This window comes from Streptomyces sp. NPDC055239, assembly GCF_053606205.1.
The window spans coordinates 18,494-38,480 of record NZ_JBSGRD010000016.1; the positions used below are offsets into that span (position 1 = coordinate 18,494).

Annotated in this window: 13 protein-coding genes; 8 read left to right on the top strand and 5 right to left on the bottom strand. The window is 70.5% G+C overall.

The annotated features are described in order from the left end of the window. Window positions 1–193: 193 nt before the first annotated feature. The 3 genes from ACWFRJ_RS37485 to ACWFRJ_RS37495 form a co-directional block, all read right to left on the bottom strand. The gene (locus ACWFRJ_RS37485) at window positions 194–904 is read right to left on the bottom strand and encodes a hypothetical protein (protein WP_453541653.1); all 711 of its coding nucleotides are present in this window, start codon (window positions 902–904) and stop codon (window positions 194–196) included. Further along, entirely contained in the window at window positions 897–2,651 is a 1,755-nt protein-coding gene (locus tag ACWFRJ_RS37490; RefSeq protein ID WP_453541656.1) for a hypothetical protein, read from the bottom strand. The genes ACWFRJ_RS37485 and ACWFRJ_RS37490 overlap by 8 nt, the downstream gene beginning before the upstream one ends. Window positions 2,652–2,810: 159 nt before the next feature. Further along, on the bottom strand, window positions 2,811–3,542 hold the full coding sequence (locus ACWFRJ_RS37495) for a YwiC-like family protein (protein WP_453541659.1): 732 nt from the start codon (window positions 3,540–3,542) through the stop codon (window positions 2,811–2,813). A 272-nt stretch (window positions 3,543–3,814) separates the two neighbouring features. On the opposite strand from ACWFRJ_RS37495, the gene ACWFRJ_RS37500 reads away from it, so the two are divergent. The 6 genes from ACWFRJ_RS37500 to hemG are packed head-to-tail and all read left to right on the top strand — an operon-like array spanning window position 3,815 to window position 13,073. Next, window positions 3,815–7,474, top strand: a complete 3,660-nt coding sequence (locus ACWFRJ_RS37500) for a nitrate reductase subunit alpha (protein WP_453541661.1) — start codon at window positions 3,815–3,817, stop codon at window positions 7,472–7,474. Then, complete coding sequence (narH, locus tag ACWFRJ_RS37505; RefSeq protein ID WP_453541664.1) at window positions 7,474–9,057, top strand: nitrate reductase subunit beta; 1,584 nt, start codon at window positions 7,474–7,476, stop codon at window positions 9,055–9,057. The genes ACWFRJ_RS37500 and narH overlap by 1 nt, the downstream gene beginning before the upstream one ends. After that, window positions 9,054–9,755, top strand: a complete 702-nt coding sequence (gene narJ / locus ACWFRJ_RS37510) for a nitrate reductase molybdenum cofactor assembly chaperone (protein ID WP_453541667.1) — start codon at window positions 9,054–9,056, stop codon at window positions 9,753–9,755. Before narH ends, narJ begins: the two co-directional genes overlap by 4 nt. Further along, window positions 9,752–10,480: a respiratory nitrate reductase subunit gamma gene (gene narI / locus ACWFRJ_RS37515; protein WP_453541670.1), complete on the top strand. Its 729-nt coding sequence runs from the start codon at window positions 9,752–9,754 to the stop codon at window positions 10,478–10,480. The genes narJ and narI overlap by 4 nt, the downstream gene beginning before the upstream one ends. Further along, window positions 10,477–11,691 carry a TIGR04053 family radical SAM/SPASM domain-containing protein gene (locus ACWFRJ_RS37520; protein WP_453541673.1) on the top strand — a complete coding sequence of 405 codons (1,215 nt, stop codon included), beginning with the start codon at window positions 10,477–10,479 and terminating at the stop codon, window positions 11,689–11,691. Before narI ends, ACWFRJ_RS37520 begins: the two co-directional genes overlap by 4 nt. Then, the gene (gene hemG / locus ACWFRJ_RS37525; protein ID WP_453541676.1) at window positions 11,679–13,073 is read left to right on the top strand and encodes a protoporphyrinogen oxidase; all 1,395 of its coding nucleotides are present in this window, start codon (window positions 11,679–11,681) and stop codon (window positions 13,071–13,073) included. The genes ACWFRJ_RS37520 and hemG overlap by 13 nt, the downstream gene beginning before the upstream one ends. A 12-nt stretch (window positions 13,074–13,085) precedes the next feature. Here hemG and ACWFRJ_RS37530 read toward each other — a convergent pair whose 3' ends face one another. Further along, window positions 13,086–16,073 (bottom strand): CARDB domain-containing protein, encoded by a 2,988-nt coding sequence (locus ACWFRJ_RS37530; protein WP_453541679.1) that lies wholly within the window; start codon window positions 16,071–16,073, stop codon window positions 13,086–13,088. Between the two features lie 380 nt (window positions 16,074–16,453). After that, window positions 16,454–17,383: a LysR family transcriptional regulator gene (locus ACWFRJ_RS37535; RefSeq protein WP_453542092.1), complete on the bottom strand. Its 930-nt coding sequence runs from the start codon at window positions 17,381–17,383 to the stop codon at window positions 16,454–16,456. A 91-nt stretch (window positions 17,384–17,474) separates the two neighbouring features. Between ACWFRJ_RS37535 and ACWFRJ_RS37540 the strand changes: the two genes are divergently transcribed. After that, window positions 17,475–18,329, top strand: a complete 855-nt coding sequence (locus tag ACWFRJ_RS37540; RefSeq protein ID WP_453541682.1) for an alpha/beta hydrolase — start codon at window positions 17,475–17,477, stop codon at window positions 18,327–18,329. Further along, window positions 18,326–19,765 carry an MFS transporter gene (locus tag ACWFRJ_RS37545; RefSeq protein ID WP_453541685.1) on the top strand — a complete coding sequence of 480 codons (1,440 nt, stop codon included), beginning with the start codon at window positions 18,326–18,328 and terminating at the stop codon, window positions 19,763–19,765. Before ACWFRJ_RS37540 ends, ACWFRJ_RS37545 begins: the two co-directional genes overlap by 4 nt. Window positions 19,766–19,987: the final 222 nt, after the last annotated feature.

The following is a 19,987-nucleotide window of genomic DNA, read 5'->3' on the forward strand; positions in this document are numbered from 1 at the left end:
CCCACACCCGCCCCACCCACGAGGTCCCGCCGACACACACCACCCCCCGAGTGGTGGTGGGCCCACCACCACCCCCCTGCCAAATCCCCCTCGATCACCCCTCGACGGCCACTCAAGGGTGTGCCCGGCCCACACCCTCATGCCGAAACCGGCACAGACCGGACGACCGGGGCCCCATTCGAGCGGCGCAGGTTCAGCCGTGCCGCGGATGGACCAGTTCCCACGGAACGTCCAGGTCTTCACTGGCCGGACACACCCAGATCAAGCAGCCCAGGCTGACGGCCGGCCGCTGGAACCTGTCCTCGCCCAACGGCCCTCCACCGTGTTCGAGGACGGCGACGACAGCTTCGAGGTAGGAGCTCAGCGAGGGGTGAGCGGGCTCGTCGATGTCGTGGCCCTCATAGACCGCGAAGCGCCCCATGACTCCCTGCTCCGGGCCGGTGGACGCCCGGATGTACAGACCGGACTCGACCGCCTCGGGGTAGCGGACGACACACGGCACGTTGTGCGACGGAGTCCAGTACCTCCTGTCCCCCTCGACCGCTTCCACCCTCAGCCGTGCCTGTGCCATGTCCTCGGGAGGCAGGAATACGCACCCTCCGGGGAGGAACAGGTCCGCCCAGATCTCTCCCTCCTCGTCTCCTTCCACTTCCTCGTCGTTGCGCGCCGACGCACACAGCCGCCACAGCGCCTTCAACTCCGGCGGGAAACTCAGGGGCTCCTGTCCCGCCGGTCGCCACGCGGTCGCCAGCAGCCGCTCCCCCTGCGCCATCTCGGCCTCGGTGGCAGGCGGGAGCAGCGTGGCATGCGAGCGGGGGGCATGCTCCCGCAACCAGGATTCGAGCCGCCCCCACGCCTCGACGACTCGCTCGGCCCCGCGCTCGATCCCCACCTGATCAGACATGCCGCCCACCGTATCCGCGCAGGAGAGGCGTCGTGCTGGGTCGTCGGCGTGCCGTCTGAGGTCGGCGGTCGAGCATCCACCGCACGACGTCGACCGCGCCGTAGGGTGCGCCGTCCGGGCTCAGTTCGGCGAGGAAGCCGAGGTCCTGGCCGAGCGTGGCGATGAGCGGTTCGACGCCTCCGTGGGGGCGTCGCTGGCCGAGCCCGACCGTGGCGAGCAGCCCGTTGCACAGACACAGCCGCCCCTCGGTGTCGGCCGGGTCGCCGCCCTTGCGCAGATAGGCCGCCTCTGGTTCGGCCGGGCAGCGGTAGCCGATGGTTCCCTTGGGGGTTCGGTAGGGCGTCCGCAGATATCCGAGGTCGCAGACGCGGCGGCGGTCGGCGATGACACCGGGGTCGGAGAGGGTCCCCGGCACCTTCGCGACCTTGAAGGGGAAGCCGGTCGGGGACGCCGAGGGGTCGTTGCGCACCGTGAGGGTCCCCGCATGGGCCCGCACCCTCAGCTCCCCGCGCAGTTCCGGCTCGATCCCGGAGTCCTCACTGAGCGCGAACGCGCTGCCGACCTGCACCCCACGGGCCCCGGCCGCGCGGGCCGCCGACAGCCGGTCGGGGTGAGCGGCCCCGCCGGCCAGCCAGTAGGGGATGCCGAGCGCGGTCATCCTGGCCAGGTCGGGGTGGTCGCGGGGGCCGTAGACCGGATCGCCTTCCGGGTCAAGGCGAAGTCTGCCGCGCGGCGGTGCACTGTGCCCGCCCGCGCCGTGGGTCTCGATGACGAAGCCGTCGGGCCGGGTGATCTCGTCCCTGGCGAGATACGAGGCGAGCACGGGCAGCGAGACGATGGCGAGGACGTCGGGGCGACGCAGCCCGGTCGCCGACGGACCGCTGTTGTCCGCCTCAACCGCCTTCACCGGCTCGCGAGGTGAGGAACGGGCCGCACGCAGCCCGTCGATCCGCACGTCCTGCACCCGGCGCGTCCCCCTGCCCGTGCTGCCGGTGCCGCCGGAACCTTCCGATCCGCAGGCGCAGTCGCAGTCCCCGCCGCAGCGGGCTTCCTCCACCGGGGCGCCACCACCGGTCAAGGCCGCCCTCGGGTCGAAGAGGTGGGAGTACGTCTCGTCATCGCCTTCCACCGTGACGGCGACCGTCACCGGCTCCGCGCGGGCCAGCCGTGTGGCCAGCTCCGGGACATGACCGGGGACACCGGCGCCGACGAGGACACAGTCGACGCCCGCGAGTATCGCTCCGAACATCGCTGGCGCCAGGGCCAGTTCGACTCTCCCCAGGTAATTGATGCCTACGCGGCCCTCGCACGCCTCACACTCCTCGTGCCCCTCACACTCCTCGTGCCCCTCCTTGGCCAGCCACACCTCGACGAAATTGCCGAGCATGGTCAGGAGCTCGGCGGGCCGACCCCGATCGGCTCGCAGCATGGGCACCGTACGAAAGCGTTCGCGCTCGCCGATGCCCCCTTCGACGTAGAAGCGGTCGACGGCGGCGGACGCCAACTCCGGTACGGGGAAAGCCGCGAGAGCGCGCCGCACGTGGCCGCCCGGGTCACCGAGCTGGAGGCGACGGGCGAGAACCGCGTCGAGCGCCGTACCGGAGACGACGCCGAGCTGTCCGGCGCGGGAGACGGCGCGGGCCAGCCGCCAGTCGGAGACGCCGACGCCCATCCCGCCCTGGATGATCGGGGGCAGCGCCCCGGTCATCCCGACAGCTCCGGTCTTCCGCACAACGGTCTTCGGCATAGCGCTCAACCTCGCTGCTCGAGCTCCGGAACCTACGGAACCGTAGGTTCCGCTCGAAACTCAGTCTGGGCCACTCCGGGTCGCCGGAACCCCGCCGAAGGGCCCGCGCCCCAGGGTCCTTCGACCCCTGACTCCCGCCCTGCCCCCACCCGGCCGCCGTCAGCAGACGAGCAGCGTCACGAGCAGGACCGACGACAGGCCCATCTCGATCAGCCCCACGGTGCGGATCCGCAGTCCGCGGCCCGGCAGCAGCGCGGCCCGCAGCAGGCAGAGGGCGAACAGCACCGCGAGGGGCGGGGACAGCAGCGTCGCGCAGATCAGGGCCACGCAGTGGTAGGCGATCGAGCCGTACCGGAAGCGGTGGTTGCGGCGCTCGCGGATCATGGACTTCACGTACAGGACCGTGCCGCCGAAGTAGAGGAGGCAGGCGGCGAACGGGCCCGCGCCCTCGCCGAGCGTCCCGCCGCCGAGCCGCAGCGCGACAAGAAGCATGGCGCACGCGGGCACAATCGCGACGAGGCCGTTGATCAGCGCCCTCTCCCGGTTGCGCAGCGCGTAGAAGGTGTTCACCGCGAAGAAGGGAAACGCCGCAGCTGCCGCCACGGCCAGCCAGGGCCGCATCGCCAGGAGCGGTGTGCCGAGGAGGATGAGCGCGGTGGCGAAGGTGAGGAACGGGCGTACGTGGCGTTCGGCGGCTCGGGGGTTTCGGGAGCAGCGGCGCAGCCTGAGGTGCTGCTGGAGGTGGAAGGCGGCGGCGTAGGCGAGCAGCCAGCACGCGAAGAGGAGCAGGTGCGGCCATCCCGGGTCGCCGAGGAAGGTGCCCGCCGCGAACGGCACGGCCAGCATGGCCCAGGCGCCGTGCTGGTCGGGTATCCACGTGGAGCGGCTCATGAGAGACAGACCTTCCGGGAGTGACCTGCGGACCGACCCTGCGGGTCTGCGGACCTGCGGGCCAAAAGCCCTTTCCCGTGCGCTTTTTGGCCCGGAGTTCCACCATGTCACGGGCGCGGAGCACGAATTGCGGAATTAGGTCACTGCCCACCGGGACTTAAGTCCCCGGGTTCTGCCCGATGAGCGGGCATAGGCTCTGAACAGGCCACCGAATTTCCCGGCGAGTTGTCGGCAAGTCATGGCCGGAGTCTTTCCCATTTCGGAGGGTCACGTTGCGGCAGAATCAGCGCGGAGCGGCGGAGACGCTACTCAAGGCCGGACGGTATTTCAGCCGTGCCGACGTTTCCGACGACCTGCGCTCGGTGCACCGCACCGGCGGGCGCGACGGCGAGGCCTTCTACCGTGACCGATGGAGCCACGACAAGGTCGTGCACTCCACCCACGGCGTGAACTGCACCGGCTCCTGCCGCTGGAAGGTCTTCGTCAAGGACGGCATCATCACCTGGGAGACCCAGGCGACCGACTATCCCTCCGTCGGCCCCGACCGCCCCGAGTACGAGCCGCGCGGCTGTCCGCGCGGCGCCTCCTTCTCCTGGTACAGCTACTCGCCGACGCGGGTGCGCCACCCGTACGTACGCGGCACTCTCCTCACGATGTACCGCGAGGCGAAGAAGCGCCTGAAGGATCCCGTGCTCGCCTGGGCCGACATCCAGCGCGACCCGGAGCGGCGGCGCTCCTACCAGCAGGCACGCGGCAAGGGAGGACTCGTCCGGGCGAGCTGGGAGGAGGCGGTGGAGATCGCCGCCGCCGCTCATGTGCACACCATCAAGGAACACGGCCCCGACCGCGTCGCGGGCTTCTCCCCCATCCCCGCCATGTCGATGGCCTCGCATGCGGCGGGGGCCCGCTTCCACTCGCTCATCGGCGCCCCGATGCTGTCCTTCTACGACTGGTACGCGGACCTGCCGGTGGCCTCGCCGCAGGTGTTCGGCGACCAGACCGACGTACCGGAGTCGGGCGACTGGTGGGACGCCGCGTATCTGATGATGTGGGGCTCGAACGTCCCGGTGACGCGTACCCCGGACGCCCACTGGATGGCAGAGGCGCGCTACCGCGGCCAGAAGGTCGTCACCGTGTCCCCTGATTTCGCGGACAACACCAAATTCGCCGACGAGTGGATACATCCGCACCCCGGAACGGACGGCGCGCTCGCCCTCGCGATGGGCCACGTCATCCTCAAGGAATTCTTCGTCGACCGGCAGACGCAATTCTTTACGGATTACGTACGTCGCTACACCGATCTGCCGTTCCTTGTCACCCTGCGGGAGACGGAGCAGGGGCTTGTCCCGCACAAGTTCCTGAACGCGTCCGACCTCGGTGAGTCCACCGAGAACGCCCGCTGGAAGACCGTCCTCGTCGACGACACGACCGGCGAACCCGTCGTACCGAACGGCACCCTCGGTCACCGCTGGGGCAGTAACGAAACGCCCGAGTGGAACCTCGACCTGGGCGAGACCGTCCCCCGCCTCACGCTGTACGGAGAGACCGGCCAGGCGGGCGCGGACACCGCCGAGATCGTGCTCCCCCGCTTCGAGGAGGACGCGGACACCACCGTGCGGCGCGGCGTCCCGGTCCGGCGGATCGGCGAGCACCTCGTCACCACCGTCTTCGACCTCATGCTCGCGCAGTACGGCGTCGCCCGCGACGGCCTGCCCGGCCAGTGGCCCACCTCGTACGACGACGCCTCGCAGCCCGGCACCCCCGCCTGGCAGGAGACCCTCACCTCGGTTCCGGCCGCCCAAGCGGCACGCGTGGCAAGGGAGTTCGGGCAGACGGCCGAGCAGTCCAAGGGCCGCTGCATGATCCTGATGGGGGCGGGGACCAACCACTGGTTCCACTCCGAGACTATCTACCGCGCGTTCCTCGCCCTGCTCACCCTCACCGGCTGCCAGGGCCGCAACGGCGGCGGCTGGGGCCACTACGTCGGCCAGGAGAAGTGCCGCCCCGTCACCGGCTGGGCCACCCTGGCGAGCGGCGCCGACTGGGCGAGGCCGCCGCGCCACATGATCGGCGCGGGCTGGTTCTATCTGCACACCGACCAGTGGCGCTACGACACCCTGCCCGCCGAGTCCCTCGCGTCACCGCTGGCCGAAGGGCACTTCGAGGGCATGAGCGGCGCCGACTGCCTGGCCGCGTCAGCCCGCATGGGCTGGATGCCCTCCTACCCCACCTTCGACCGCAACCCCCTCGAACTCGGCGATGCCGACGACCCCGTTCAGCACACCGTCGACGAACTCAAGTCGGGGCGGCTGAAGTTCGCGGGAGAAGATCCCGACGCGCCCGGCAACTGGCCACGGGTGCTCACCGTATGGCGGGCAAATCTCCTCGGGTCGAGCTCCAAGGGCAACGAGTACTTCCTCAAGCATCTGCTCGGCACGCACTCCAACCTGCCCGACGACGGCCCCCGTTGTGCGCCGCGCGACGTCACCTGGCACCCGAAGGACGTCGAGGGCAAGCTCGATCTGCTGCTCGCCATGGACTTCCGCATGACGTCCACGACGCTGCTCGCCGACGTCGTGTTCCCGGCCGCCACCTGGTACGAGAAGCACGACCTGTCCTCCACCGACATGCACCCGTTCCTGCACGCCTTCACCCCGGCGGTCGACCCGCCCTGGCAGGCCCGCTCCGACTTCGACGCCTTCCTGACGCTCGCCCGCAGGTTCAGCGAGCTGGCCGCCGAGCACCTCGGCGTACGCAAGGACGTGGTGGCGACGGCCCTCCAACACGACACTCCCGGCGGGGAGATGGCGCAGCCCGGCGGGGTCGCGCTCGACTGGTCGAAGGGCGAGTGCGAGCCGGTGCCGGGGCGCACCATGTACAACCTGGCGGTCGTAGAGCGCGACTACGGCGCCGTCGGCGAGAAGTTCGCCGCGCTCGGCCCGCTGATCGACACCCTCGGCGTCACCACCAAGGCCATCACCTTCGACGTGGGCGAGGAAGTCGGCTACCTCGGCGAGAAGAACGGCACGGTCCGGGGCGGGGTGACCGAAGGGCGGCCCCGCATCGACACCGCCCAGCGCGCCTGCGAGGCGATCCTCTCGCTCTCAGGAACCTCCAACGGGCGCCTCGCCAAGCAGGGCTTCGAGACCCTGGAAAAGAAGGTCGGTACGGAGATGGCGCATCTGGCGGCGGAGGCCGAGGGCAAGCGCGTCACCTTCGCCGACACCCAGGCCCGCCCTGTCCCCGTCATCACCTCGCCCGAGTGGTCGGGCAGCGAGTCAGGCGGTCGGCGCTACACCGCGTTCACCGTCAACACCGAGCACCTCAAGCCCTGGCACACCCTCACAGGCCGCCAGCACTTCTTCCTCGACCACGACTGGATCCACGAGGTCGGCGAGGCACTGCCCGTCTACAAGCCGCCGCTCAACATGCACCGCCTGTACGGAGAACCGCAGTTGGGCCAGGTCGACGAGAAGACGGTCGCCGTGCGCTACCTCACCCCGCACAACAAGTGGGCCGTGCACTCCATGTACCAGGACAACCTGTACATGATGTCCCTCGGCCGGGGCGGACAGACGATCTGGATGTCCCCGCAGGACGCCGAGTCGATCGGCGTGGCGGACAACGACTGGATCGAGGCGGTCAACCGCAACGGCGTCGTCACCGCCCGCGCGATCGTCTCCCACAAGATGCCGCCCGGCACCGTCTACATGAACCACGCCCAGGAGCGCACGGTGGGCGTCCCGCGCACCGAGAAGACGGGCAAGCGCGGCGGCATCCACAACTCGCTCACCCGCGTGATGCTCAAGCCCACCCATCTCATCGGCGGATACGCCCAGTTGACCTGGGCGTTCAACTATCTCGGCCCGACCGGCAACCAGCGCGACGAGGTCACCGTCGTACGGCGCCGCGCGCAGGAGGTGCAGTACTGATGCCCCGCGACGGAGTCACACACGGACGCGTCATGGCCCAGATCGCCATGGTGATGAACCTCGACAAGTGCATCGGCTGCCACACCTGCTCGGTCACCTGCAAGCAGACGTGGACCAACCGGCAGGGCACCGAGTACGTCTGGTTCAACAACGTCGAGACCCTCCCCGGCCAGGGCTACCCCCGCCGCTGGGAGGACCAGGAGAAGTGGAAGGGCGGCTGGGAGCGCACCCGCTCCGGCAAGCTGCGGCTGCGCTCCGGCGGCCGTGCCAAGCGCCTGGGCAGCATCTTCGCCAACCCGGACCTGCCGGGGCTCGACGACTACTACCAGCCGTGGAGTTACGAGTACAAGAACCTCACCGATGCTCCGGCGGGCGACGACCTGCCCACCGCCCGCCCCGTCTCGCAGATCACCGGCGCCCCCATGGAGAAGATCGAATGGGGTCCGAACTGGGACGACAACCTGGGCGGCGCGCCCGAGCACGGGCCGCGCGACCCGATCGTGGAGAAGATCCGCGACGAGGTGGGCGAGAAGATCCGCTTCGAGTTCGAGCAGTCCTTCATGTTCTACCTGCCACGCATCTGCGAGCACTGCCTCAACCCCGCGTGCGTCTCCGCGTGCCCGTCCGGCGCGATGTACAAGCGCTCCGAGGACGGCATCGTCCTGGTCGACCAGGACACCTGCCGGGGCTGGCGGATGTGCGTGAGCGGCTGCCCGTACAAGAAGGTCTACTTCAACCACGCCACCGGCAAGGCCGAGAAGTGCACGTTCTGCTTCCCGCGCGTCGAGGTCGGCATGCCCACCGTGTGCTCGGAGACCTGCGTGGGCCGGATGCGCTATCTCGGGGTCATGCTGTACGACGCGGACAAGGTCGCGGATGCGGCCGCCGTGGAGGACGAACACAACCTGTATCCGGCCCAGTTGGACTGCTTCCTCGATCCGTACGACCCTGCCGTGCAGGCCGCCGCGCGCGCGTCCGGCATCTCCGACGAGTGGCTCGCGGCGGCCCGCCGCTCCCCCGTGTACGACCTGATCGCCACCTACCAGGTCGCGCTGCCGCTGCACCCGGAGTACCGCACGATGCCGATGGTCTGGTACGTGCCGCCGCTCTCCCCCGTCGTCGAGGCCGTCGCCGCGTCCGGGCACGACGGCGAGGACGCGGGCAACCTCTTCGGGGCGATAGACGCCATGCGCATACCCGTCGAGTACCTGGCGCAGATCCTCACCGCCGGGGACACGGACGTCGTCGACGCCGTGCTGCACCGGATGGCCGCCATGCGCGCCTACATGCGGCGGATCAACCTCGGTGAGGAGCCCGACGAGAGCATCGCCCGTGCGGTCGGCCTTACGGGGGTCGAGATGCGCGACATGTTCCGGCTGCTCGCCGTGGCCAAGCTGGAGGACCGCTTCGTGGTGCCCAGCGCGGCGCGCGCGGACGCGGACGCGCTCGCGGAGGCGCATCCGTTGGAAGGCGCGTCGGATCCGGCTGAGGCGGGCTGCCCGGTCGCGGGGCTTCCCGATGTGGCCGCCGGGTCCCCCGCCCGCGTCCTGCTCAATCTCGGAGCCACCCGGAGGAGCGCATGAGCGCGCCCGCCGCAGAATCCGTGACAGCGCCGGTCACCGCCGATGACGTGACCCGGCTGATCGTCGGCCGCTGCCTGGAGTATCCCGAGAACCGGCTTTACGCGGATCTGCCCGCCCTGCGCACGGCGCTCGACGAAGCGCCGCCCGAGGCCGCCGCACTCCTCGCCGGGTTCCTCGATCATGTCGCCGCCACCGAGCCGCTCGACCTGTGCGCGCACTACACGGCCACCTTCGACACCCGTAACCGCCGCTGTCTCTACCTCACTTGGTGGGCGGACGGCGACACGCGCCGGCGCGGCATGTCCCTCGTACGCGTCAAGCAGATCTACCGCGAGCACGGCCTGCGGTACGCCGACGAGGAACTGCCCGACTTCCTGCCCGTCGTCCTCGACTTCGCCGCCCGCCGTCCGGACGCGGGCACCGCCCTCCTTGAGGAGCACCGGGTCGGTCTTGAGCTGCTGCGTCTTGCCGTCGCGGCGGCGGACACCCCCTACGCGGCGGTCCTCGAGGCGCTCTGCACCACACTCCCCGGCCCTTCCCCGCGCACCAGGGAGGAGGCCAAGGCGATGGCCCGCAAGGGGCCGCCGCAGGAACTCGTCGGCATCGGCTCACCGCTGGAGCCCTTCGGCGCCGTCATCGACCTGCCCTGGCCCACCCCCTCCGTCGCGAACGGAATCCCCGAAAGGCCGTCGGCATGACCGATCTCCTCCTGTGGGGCGTGCTGCCCTACGTCTCGATCGCGCTGCTGATCTCGGGCACCGTCTGGCGCGCCCGCTACGACCGGTTCGGCCGGACCAGCCACTCCTCCCAGCTGCACGAGTCGCGGCTGCTGCGGATCGGCTCGCCGCTGTTCCACTTCGGGATGCTGTTCGTCGTGCTCGGCCATGTCGTGGGCCTGTTGATCCCGCAGAGCTGGACCGACGCGGTCGGCGTCAGCGACCACACGTACCACTTGGTGGCGGTCGGTACCGGCGCCGTCGCGGGCGCGGCGGCCGTCGTCGGGATCGGGGTGCTCGTCCACCGCCGTCTGACGGTGCCCGCCGTGCGCCGGGCCACGCTGCGCAGCGACCACCTGATGTACACGTTCCTGCTCGGCGCGATCGTCCTCGGGCTGCTGGCCACGATCCTCAACTCCACTGGTGCGACGGACGGTTACAACTACCGCGAGGGCATATCGCCGTGGTTCCGTTCACTGTTCGCCTTCTCGCCCGACTACACGCTGATGGCGGGCGCGCCGCTCGCCTTCAAGCTGCACATCCTCTTCGGCTTCACCCTGTTCGCGCTCATTCCCTACTCGCGTCTCGTGCACATGTTCAGCGCCCCGGTGCGGTACGTCCTGCGCCCCTACGTCGTCTACCGCAGCCGGGACCCGAAGCGGCTCACCCCGCGCCCGGAACGGCGCGGCTGGGAGCGGGTCCGATGACGGGCCAGGGCGCGGCGGTGACGGCGGCCCCCGACAAGCTGGTGCGCACGCCACGGCACGCCGTCGCGGACCGCCCGTTCCTGGTCATCTGGGAGGCGACCCGGGCCTGCCCGCTGGCCTGCCTGCACTGCCGGGCCGAGGCCAACACCCGGCGAAGTCCGCACGAGCTCGACGGGGCACAGGCCCGCGCCCTGATGGACCAGATCGCCGCCTTCGGGCGACCCCACCCGCTGTTCGTCATCACGGGAGGCGACCCCTTCCAGCGCCCCGATCTCGCCGAACTCGTCTCGTACGGAACGGGGTTGGGGCTGCGTGTCGCCGTTTCGCCGTCCGGCACGCCCACCCTCACACGGGAGAACCTGACGGCGGTGAGCGATGCGGGCGCCGTCGCCCTCTCGCTCAGCGTGGACGCTTCCACCGCCGCGCGGCACGATGCCTTCCGGGGCGTCGACGGGGTCTTCGACCTCACGCTGCGGGGCTGGCGAACGGCTCACGACCTCGGCCTGAAGGTGCAGATCAACACCACGGTCTCGCGACACAGCCTCGACGACCTGGCCGACATCGCCGCCCTCGTCCGCCGGGAAGGGGCCATGCTCTGGTCCGGGTTCCTCCTCGTGCCCACAGGGCGTGGCGCCGACCTCGCCTCACTCACCCCCGCCGAGACCGAGGACGTACTGCACTTCCTCTACGACTGCGGGGCGTTCATGGCCACCAAGACCACCGAGGGCCACCACTTCCGGCGCGTCGTGCTCCAGCGGACCGCACTCGCCGAGCGGGGCGAAGCCCCCCGCACCGGAGACCTGCACGCACGCCTCACGGCACGTGCCGCCGCCCTCGGGCTCTTCGACGGCGAGCGGCGCACGAACCGGCGACCCCCCATGGACATCTCGTCGGGGCGCGGCTTCGTCTTCGTCTCGCACACCGGCGACGTCACGCCCAGCGGCTTCCTGCCGCTGTCCGCGGGCAACGTCAAGCAGCGCCCGCTGACCGACATCTACCGCACGTCCCCGCTCTTCACGGAGCTGCGCGACCCCGGACTGCTGCGCGGCAAGTGCGGCCGCTGCGAGTACCGGTCGCTGTGCGGCGGCTCGCGCTCACGGGCTTACGCCGTCACCGGGGACCACCTGGCGGCGGACCCGTGGTGCGCGTACGAGCCGGGGCCGCACACCTCCCTGAACAGCCCCACCGAGGAGTCCACATGCGCTCTGTGATCGTCATCGGCGGAGGCATCAGCGGCCTGGCCGCCGCCTGGGAACTGCGCGGCAAGGCCGAGGTCACCGTCCTGGAGGCGAGCGACCGCGTGGGCGGCAAGCTGCGCACCGGCTCCCTGGCGGGCATCCCCGTCGACGAGGGCGCGGAGTCGATCATGGCGATACGTCCCGAAGCCGTACGGCTCGCGGAGGAGGTCGGTCTCGGCGGCAGCCTGTGCGACCCGGCGCCCGCCCCCGTCACCTTCTGGACCCGGGGCGCACTGCGCCCGCTGCCCGCGGGCCACATGATGGGCATCCCCGCCGACCCGGCCGCCCTCACCGGCACCGGGCTGCTGTCCGACGAAGGGCTCGCCAGGCTCGCCCAGGAGGAGGCGATCCCCGCTCATCCCGTCCTCACCGACGGAACGGACATCAGCATTGCGGGCTACCTCGCCCCCAGGATCGGTCAGGAAGCGGTGGACCGCCTGGTGGAACCGCTCCTCGGCGGGATCTACGCGGGCCGCACCGACCAGCTCTCCCTGCGGTCGGCGATGCCCTTCCTCGCCCCGGTCGCCGCCTCGGACGAATCCCTGCTCGCCACCTTGCGCCGCCGCCGGGACAGCCGGAGCACGGCGCCTGGCCCGAAGGCGAGTGTGGTCCGCGGCATCGCGGGCGGCACCGGCCGACTGCCCCGCGCGGTGGCCGCCGCGAGCGGTGCCCGCGTCCTCGTCCACAGCACCGCTCTCGCCCTGGAACGCACCGCGGTCAACCGCTGGCGGGTGCACGCGGCCACCGACCGCGGCCCGACGACCCTTGACGCCGACGCGGTGATCGTCGCCCTGCCCGCGCCCGCCGCTGCCACGCTCATCGGCCCGCACTCCCCGGCGGCGGAGGCCGAGCTCGACGGCGTCCGCTACGCCGGATCGGCCGTGCTCACCATGGCGTTCGCCCGTACGGGGAAAGGCCCGTCGCCGCACCTGAACGGCTTCCTCGTGCCCCCGGTGGACGGCCGCACGATCAAGGCGGCCACCGTCCTCTCCCACAAATGGGCCTGGCAGCGTGCCGAGGCGCCCTCGAAGCTGATCCTGCGCGCTTCGGTGGGCCGGGTGGGCGAGGAGCACCTGCTCGACCTCGACGACCGGCGCCTGGTCGACTCCGCACTGGCGGAACTGACCGCGGCCCTGGGGCCGTTGGGTGACCTGCTGGCTTCCAAGGTCACCCGCTGGCCGCAGGGCCTGCCCCAGTACGAGGTGGGGCACGCCGATCGCGTCGCCGCCATCAGAGACGCGATCGGCAAGCTTCCCGGTGTCGAACTGTGCGGGGCACTGTACGAGGGGGTGGGAGTAGCCGCCTGTGTCGCCACGGGTCGCGCGGCGGCGGAGCGGCTCCTCCACACTCCCTGAGACAGGCCGCCGCTACCGGGCGGTGAACGCCCGGACGGGGGACTTCTTCGCACCCCCTCCGTTGATCACGAACTGCGACCCGGGCTCCTTGAAGATGTCGCCGTCGCGTGAACCGCTGATCGTCACGTCCGTGAGCGTCGCGCTGCCGCGTGCGCCGCCCATGGCCAGGACGCCGGAGCCGTTGTTGGACTTGGAGATCGTCACGTCGGAGATCTTCACGTCCGGCATGGCACCGCCACCCGTCTTGAACTGGATGCCGTCGTACGTCGAGTCATGGATGTCGGTGTCGCGGATCGTGACACCGGGGATGTCCGGGCCCTGGGCGAACAGGGTGATGGCGCCGAACTCCTGGTCCTCGTTCCAGAAAGCGCCGCCGGTCCGGTAGAGCCCGTTGTTCGCGATCAGCGTCTGCCCGGTGAAGGGGATCGGGTCGTGGTCGGTCGCGAGCATGATGCCGGGGTAGTTCATGGTGTCGTACACGAGATTGTTCTCGATCTTGTTGCCGTAACCGCCGTACACAGCGATGCCGTTGGCGCGCCAGGGCAACTGCACGGTGTTGTTGCGGAAGGCGTTGTCGTGGCCGACGTCCACCGACGTGTCCTTCACGTATTTACTCGCCCACACAGCGAGGGCGTCATCACCTGTGTTGCGGAAGGAGGAGTTGAAGACAGTGGAATTGCGGGTGCCGTTGGTGAAGTTGACCCCGTCCGCGTACGTGTTGCGGATGCGCATGCCGTTGAACTCCAGGCCGTCGCCGGGACCCCACAGCTCCGGGATGTTGCTGTAGTCGCGGCCGACCCAGGCACCCACGTTGGCGTGCTCGATCCAGACATCATTGATCTTGGTGTTCTTGCCGAAGCGACCGTTGAGGCCGACGCCGCCCTCCGCGTTGCCGTCGCCGCCCCGGATGGCGCCCGAGCCGAAGATGGCGATGCCGGAGATCTTGGTGTTGTCGTCGATGTCGAAGCCGAAGTTGCCCTCGTGCGGATGGTTGATGCCGCCCGCCTCGTGCGGCGGGGTCAGCGTGTACAGCTGGGAGTGCCACATGCCCGCGCCGCGGACCGTCACGTCACGGATGCCCACCTGGTTGAACTGCCCCCGGTTCAAGGGGTCGTCGGTGAGGATCTTCTGCTCCTGGCGCCACTGCCCCGCCGGGATCCACACGCAGGCGATGTCGCCCTTCTGGTCGGCGGTCACGGCCCGCTGGATCGCGGTCGTGTCGTCGATGCCGTCGTTCGGGATCGCTCCGTACTCGGTGATCGAAGTGCACTCGGCGGGCTTGCTCGCCGGGGGCGCCACCTGCTCCAGATCGATCAGGTCGACGATGTAGAACGCGGCGTCGTCACCGGCGTCGCGCTGCAGCTTGAACTTGGTGCCCTGCGGATACGTCTGCGTGAGCAGTGCGTGCGACTCGTCGAAGAGCCGCCGCGCGTCGCCGCCCGGGGTGTTGGTCAGACCCTCGGGCTGGTCGGTGTTGCCGTACAGCCAGCTGTGCTTGGAGGACAGGTCAAGCTTCTGCACGAACTTACCGTCCGCGTAGAGGCTGAGGGTCTTCGACTGCCCGCCGCCACCCGGAGCGTCGGGTATGGAGTTGCGTACGACGATGGAGTTGGCGGCACTGGTGGAAGTGAACTCCACGAACTGACCGGTGGAGTTGAGGCGCACGGACTTGCGCCCCGATGACTCGGTGGCGAAATTGGTGTGCCCGAAGGTGCGCACGGCGTCGGCCTCGAGCAGCGTGCCCTCGTACCGCCCGTCCTCCGCCTCGTACTCGACGTACGGCACGGCAGCCCCGCGCCCGACCACGATGGAGCGCGCGAAGACGTTGTTGTTCTCGTTGGTCTCGGCGACCGTGTTCGTGGCGTCGGCGGTCGCGGTGAGCGTGGCGCCGCCGCTGGTGGCGGTCCAGCTGCCGCCGACACTGACGGTGACCGTCTCACCGGCGGCGATGGCCGCAGTGGTGCCGTTGAGGGTGTCACCGCCCACGGTCAGCCGGGTCACGGACCCCGCGCTCACACCGCTGGTGCCGCGGTTGTGGACCTTCACGGCGAAGGTGACCTTGGCGCCCACGGCGGGGTTCGCCGGGTTGGAGGTGATCCCGGTGACTTCGAGGTCGGGCCCAGGACTCTGACCGACCGTCAATTTCTTGTCGGCGGTACGACTGTTGTTGTCGTCGTTCTGCTCATCGATCGTGTCACTCGGGTCGACCACCGCGGAGACGGTGTAACTCCCCTGCGCACGCTTGCCGATGCCCACCTTGACGACGGCCGACTCACCGGCGCCGAGCGCGGGCACCGGAGCACTGCCCGCGACGGTGCCGCCGAGGCTGACGTTCACCGTGGTCGCGGCGGCGGCAGCGTTGCCGGTGTTGCGCACCGTGGCGTTCACGTTGATCGCGTCGCTCTCGGAGGGCTTCGCGGGATCCCAGGTGAGGTTCGAGACGGTCAGGTCGGGATTGGGCGCGGGGGTCCCCAGCACCTGGAACTCGGCCGCTTGGGCGCCGTATCCGGAGCTGTTGCTGAAGATCTTCAGCTGGACGTCGGCGTACCGGCCCGTGACCGGAATGGTCACGGAGTTCCGGTCGCTCCCGGAGGGACTGAAGGAGTAATCGGCGCGCGACTTGAGCGACTTGAAGCCCTGAGCGGACTGCTCACGCCCGAGCACCTCGATGCTCTGCGTACGCGTCGACCAGGCCGCGTCGGGGTTGAGCTTGACGACGACCGATTGGAGATCGGCGTTGGCGCCGAGCTTCACCGTCAGCGTCGACGGATGGCCGCTCGACTCCCAATAGGTGCTCGTGCTGTTGTCGTTGGCGTTCGTGGCGAAGTAGTTCTGCGTCGACGAGGACGCCTCGATCGGCTTGTTCAGAGCGAGGTTCACGGGCTCGGCCGCGGGCCGCGCGGCGGCCGTGCCCGCACTGACGGGCACGAGGCCGAGGGCTATCAGGCCGGCACTGAGCGCGACGGTGATCAGCCGTCGGCTGCGTTGCTTCCATCTCATGGCGTCCTCTGTTCCACGGGGGGGGAGCTGCGGTGCCGCGGTGCGCCTTGTCCACGCAGCGCGGGGAGGAGCGGGGGGTTCCTGGGCGGCCGGATCACCCGACACGAACTCACGACTCACATAGGGATTTTGCTGAGTCCAGTCGATTTATTGCGCCCACGAGAGCACAGATTTGCCGCACACCCCAGGAATGTCAACGCTTCGCGCACGTCCCTCAACTCCGTTACACCCCAGGCAAGTTCAGCCCACACAGCCGCCGCCGACGCCACATCCCTGGCCAAAAGGGTGCAGCGCCGGGCCGATATACATCACAGTGCCCGACTCTTCACGCGAAGTTCTTGCTCGATTTCATCAGGATCTTGCGCACACGGAGGCGTTACTCAGGCCCGGCCCAACGGCAGATCGAGCGCGGCACCGACGTCGGGGCAGTTCCGGCGAACGGTGTCGAGGAAGGCGCCGAGGGCCGGGGAGCGGTCCTGGTCGGCGAAGGACAGGACCAGGTCGGGCAGCGCCGTTCGCGGCGTCACCTCGCAGAACCGGATCCCCGGCCTCGGAGCCTCCCGCATACGGGAAGGCCCGAGGCCCACGCCGACCCCGCAGGCGGCCAGGCCCATGATCGTGTGCACGTCCCTGGCCACCGTGGCACCTTCCAGCGCTGCGGCGTCCTCGCCCAGCAGGACGCGCAGCCCGGTGGCGATGGCGGGCTCGTCCTCCCCGGCGGCCACGATCAGCGGCTGGCGCCGCAGCTGGTCCACGCTCACCGATGCCTGGCCCGCGTAGGGGTGCGCGCTGCCGACCACGGCGATCAGATGGTCGTGCCCGACGGGGACGGACACCAGATGCTCGGCCCCGGCACCCCGGGGCGGTCCGAGGGTGACGGCCACGTCCAGTTCTCCGGCGGCGAGAGCGGCGGCACTGCGGCGGGATGCCATCTCGTGCAGCTCAAGGCGCACGTCGGGCCGCTCACGGCCGAACCGGCCCAGGACGTCCGGGAGCGGATCGAGCAGCGCGGAGGCGATGAATCCAAGCCGCAGTCGGCCCGTCTCGCCGCGCGCCGCCCGGTCGGCGTCGGCCTTGGCCGCCGCCATCTCCTCCAGCGCCCGCCGCGCCCGGGCGAGGAACGCCTCGCCCGCGGCGGTCGGGAACACGCCCTGGCGCGTACGGTCGAACAGCCGGGCCCCGGTCTCGCGCTCCAGGTCGGCGATCTGTTTGGACAGCGGGGGCTGCGCGATACCCAGCGCGCGGGCGGCCCGGCCGAAGTGCCCGTGCTCGGCGAGGGCGAGCGCGTACCGCAGATGCCGTGCTTCCATGACCACCCCATCCATACACGCAAAGTATCGCCACCCAGCGTGCCATATCTTTCCCTGGATCGATCCGCCGTGATCGCTTGAGATGGGGGCCATGACTCCCTACACGGAAACCGATCTGAACAGCACCGTCTTTGTCCTGGTCCACGGTGCCTGGCACGGCTCGTGGCAGTGGGCGGCGACGCAGCGGGCGCTCGCCGGTCTCGGTGCCGCGAGCATTGCCGTGGACCTGCCCGGGCACGGCTTCGGCGCTCCCCTGCCCAGCGGGTATCTGCTGCCCGGCCGCCCCGGTCTGCTGACCGAGAGGTCACGGCTCGCCGACGTGACAATGGACGACTGCGCCGATGCCGTCCTGGACACGCTGCGCCGGGTCCGCCGCTACGGTCGCGTCGTGCTCGTCGCGCACAGCGCGGGCGGCGGTCCCGCGTCACTGGCTGCGGAGCGCGCGCCCGATCTTGTCGACCACGTCGTCTACCTCTCCGCGTTCGTCCCCGCGGGCCGCCCCCGGTTCTTCGACTACCTGAGCGCGCCCGAGAACGCCACCGCACTGGGGCAGGGCCTCAACCTCGGTGATCCCGAGGCGCTGGGGGCCGTACGGATCGACCCGCTCTCGTCGGACCCCGCCTACGTCGAGGAGCTGCGGCAGACCCACTACCACGACACGCCCGCCGGCCACTTCGACCGCTGGCGCTCCGCGCTCAGCCCCGATCTGCCGCTTGCCGTCCCGGCGACCCCCGTCACCCTGACCGCGGCACGGTGGGGCCGTATCCCGCGCACCTTCCTGCGCTGCGCGGACGACCGGGCACTGCCGACGGCCGCACAGGACCTGATGATCGCGGAGGCCGACCTGGCCATGCCGGGCGAGCCGTTCACCGTCCGCACACTTCCCGGCAGCCACAGCCCGTTCGCCGCCCGCCCGCAGGAACTCGCCGAGGCCCTGGTCCGGTGAACGGCCGAAGCTTCCTGCTGCCGGTGGTGCTGAGCGCCACCTTCGTGCAGCTGCTCAACGTCACGATCGCGCAGATCGCCGCTCCGGCCATCCAGTCCGGCCTGGGCGCGGGCCCCGGCGCGGTGCAGCTCATCCTGGCCGGATACACCCTGGCGTACGCGTGCCTGCTCATCACTGCCTCACGCCTTGGCGACCGCTACGGTTACCGGCGGCTGTTCGTCCTTGGCACCGCGGTCTTCACGGCCGGCTCGGTGGCCTGCGCCGCCGCGCCCGGCGCCGGATGGCTGATCGCGGCCCGCCTTGTGCAGGGTGCGGGCAGCGGCCTGGTCGCCCCGCAGGTGCTCTCGCTCATCCGCACCGGCGTTTCGCCGGACCGCCGCCCACGGGCCCTCGCCCTGTACGGCGCCACGATGGGCGTGGCCTCGCTTGCCGGACCGCTCATCGGCGGGCTGCTCGTCGGCGCCGACCTCTTCGGCCTCGGCTGGCGCGCGGTCTTCCTGGTCACGGTCCCCGTGGCACTCGTCTCGCTGGCGGGTGCAGCCCTGCTGCCTCCTACGCGCGGTACGGACGGACAACGCGTGGACTGGGTGGGAGCGGCGCTTGCCACCACCGGCTTCGCCACGCTGGTCCTGCCGTGCGCGCTGGGCCGGGAGGCCGGCTGGCCCTGGTGGACCTGGGCCTCCTTCGCCATGGCCGCGGTGACCCTCACCTGCTTCGTCCACACCCTCCGGCACCGGCCGGACCCCCTGATCCACCCGTCGGTCCTGCGGGACGGGACCGCGCGGCGGGGCGTGCTGCTCGTGTTCGTCTTCAACGCCGGAGTCCCGTCGTTCACGTACCTGCTGTTCCTGCATCTGCAGTCAGCTCTCGGGTATTCGGCGCTGTCAGCCGCGCTGGTGTCGGCGCCGTTCGCCGCCGCGGCCGTCGTGGGCAGCCGTGCCGCCCCGGCCCTCTCCCGCCGCCTTGGCGCGACGGCACTAACGGCCGCCGCGCTCGTCCTTGCGGGCACGGCCGTGGCGCTCGCACCGCTCATCGGCACCGGGCCCGGGCGCCATGCGGCACTGCCGGTACTGGCGGCCGGTGGCGCCGCGTTCGGCCTGTTCACGGCCGCGGTGTTCACGCTGGTCCTCGCGGGTGTGCGGGGCGCCGCCGCGAGTTCGGTGTCCGGCCTGCTGCCCACGGCCCAGCAACTCGGCGGCTCGATCGGGGTGACGGCGGCCGGGCTTGCCTATTTCGCGCCGGCGAGCGGTGCGAACGCGGCGTTCGCCCACGCCATGGCCTACGAGGCCGCGATCTTCGTACTCACGGCGCTGATCGCTCTTGGGCTGCGACGGACCGGTTCCGGGCCGGAGCGGTCCCACATCACCATCCTGACTTCAGACATCGAGGACATGGCCAAGCTCACCGCCGACCACCCGCGTGTGACCACCGAATAGGTCTGAGCTGCGCCCTCTCGTGCGGGCCCGCCGTGCAAGTCGCCTTCGAGATGCGACTCCCGTGCTGCTTCCCGGAAGTGGGCGGTGCCTCCGTCCGGAGGCGCGGGAGATGCGGGCCTGCACGACCGCGACCCCACGCACCCCCTCACCAACACGAAGCAGAATGAGGGGAGTTCAGGCGCCTGGCGCTGAGGGGGTATGACTCGGGTGATCACCATGGCT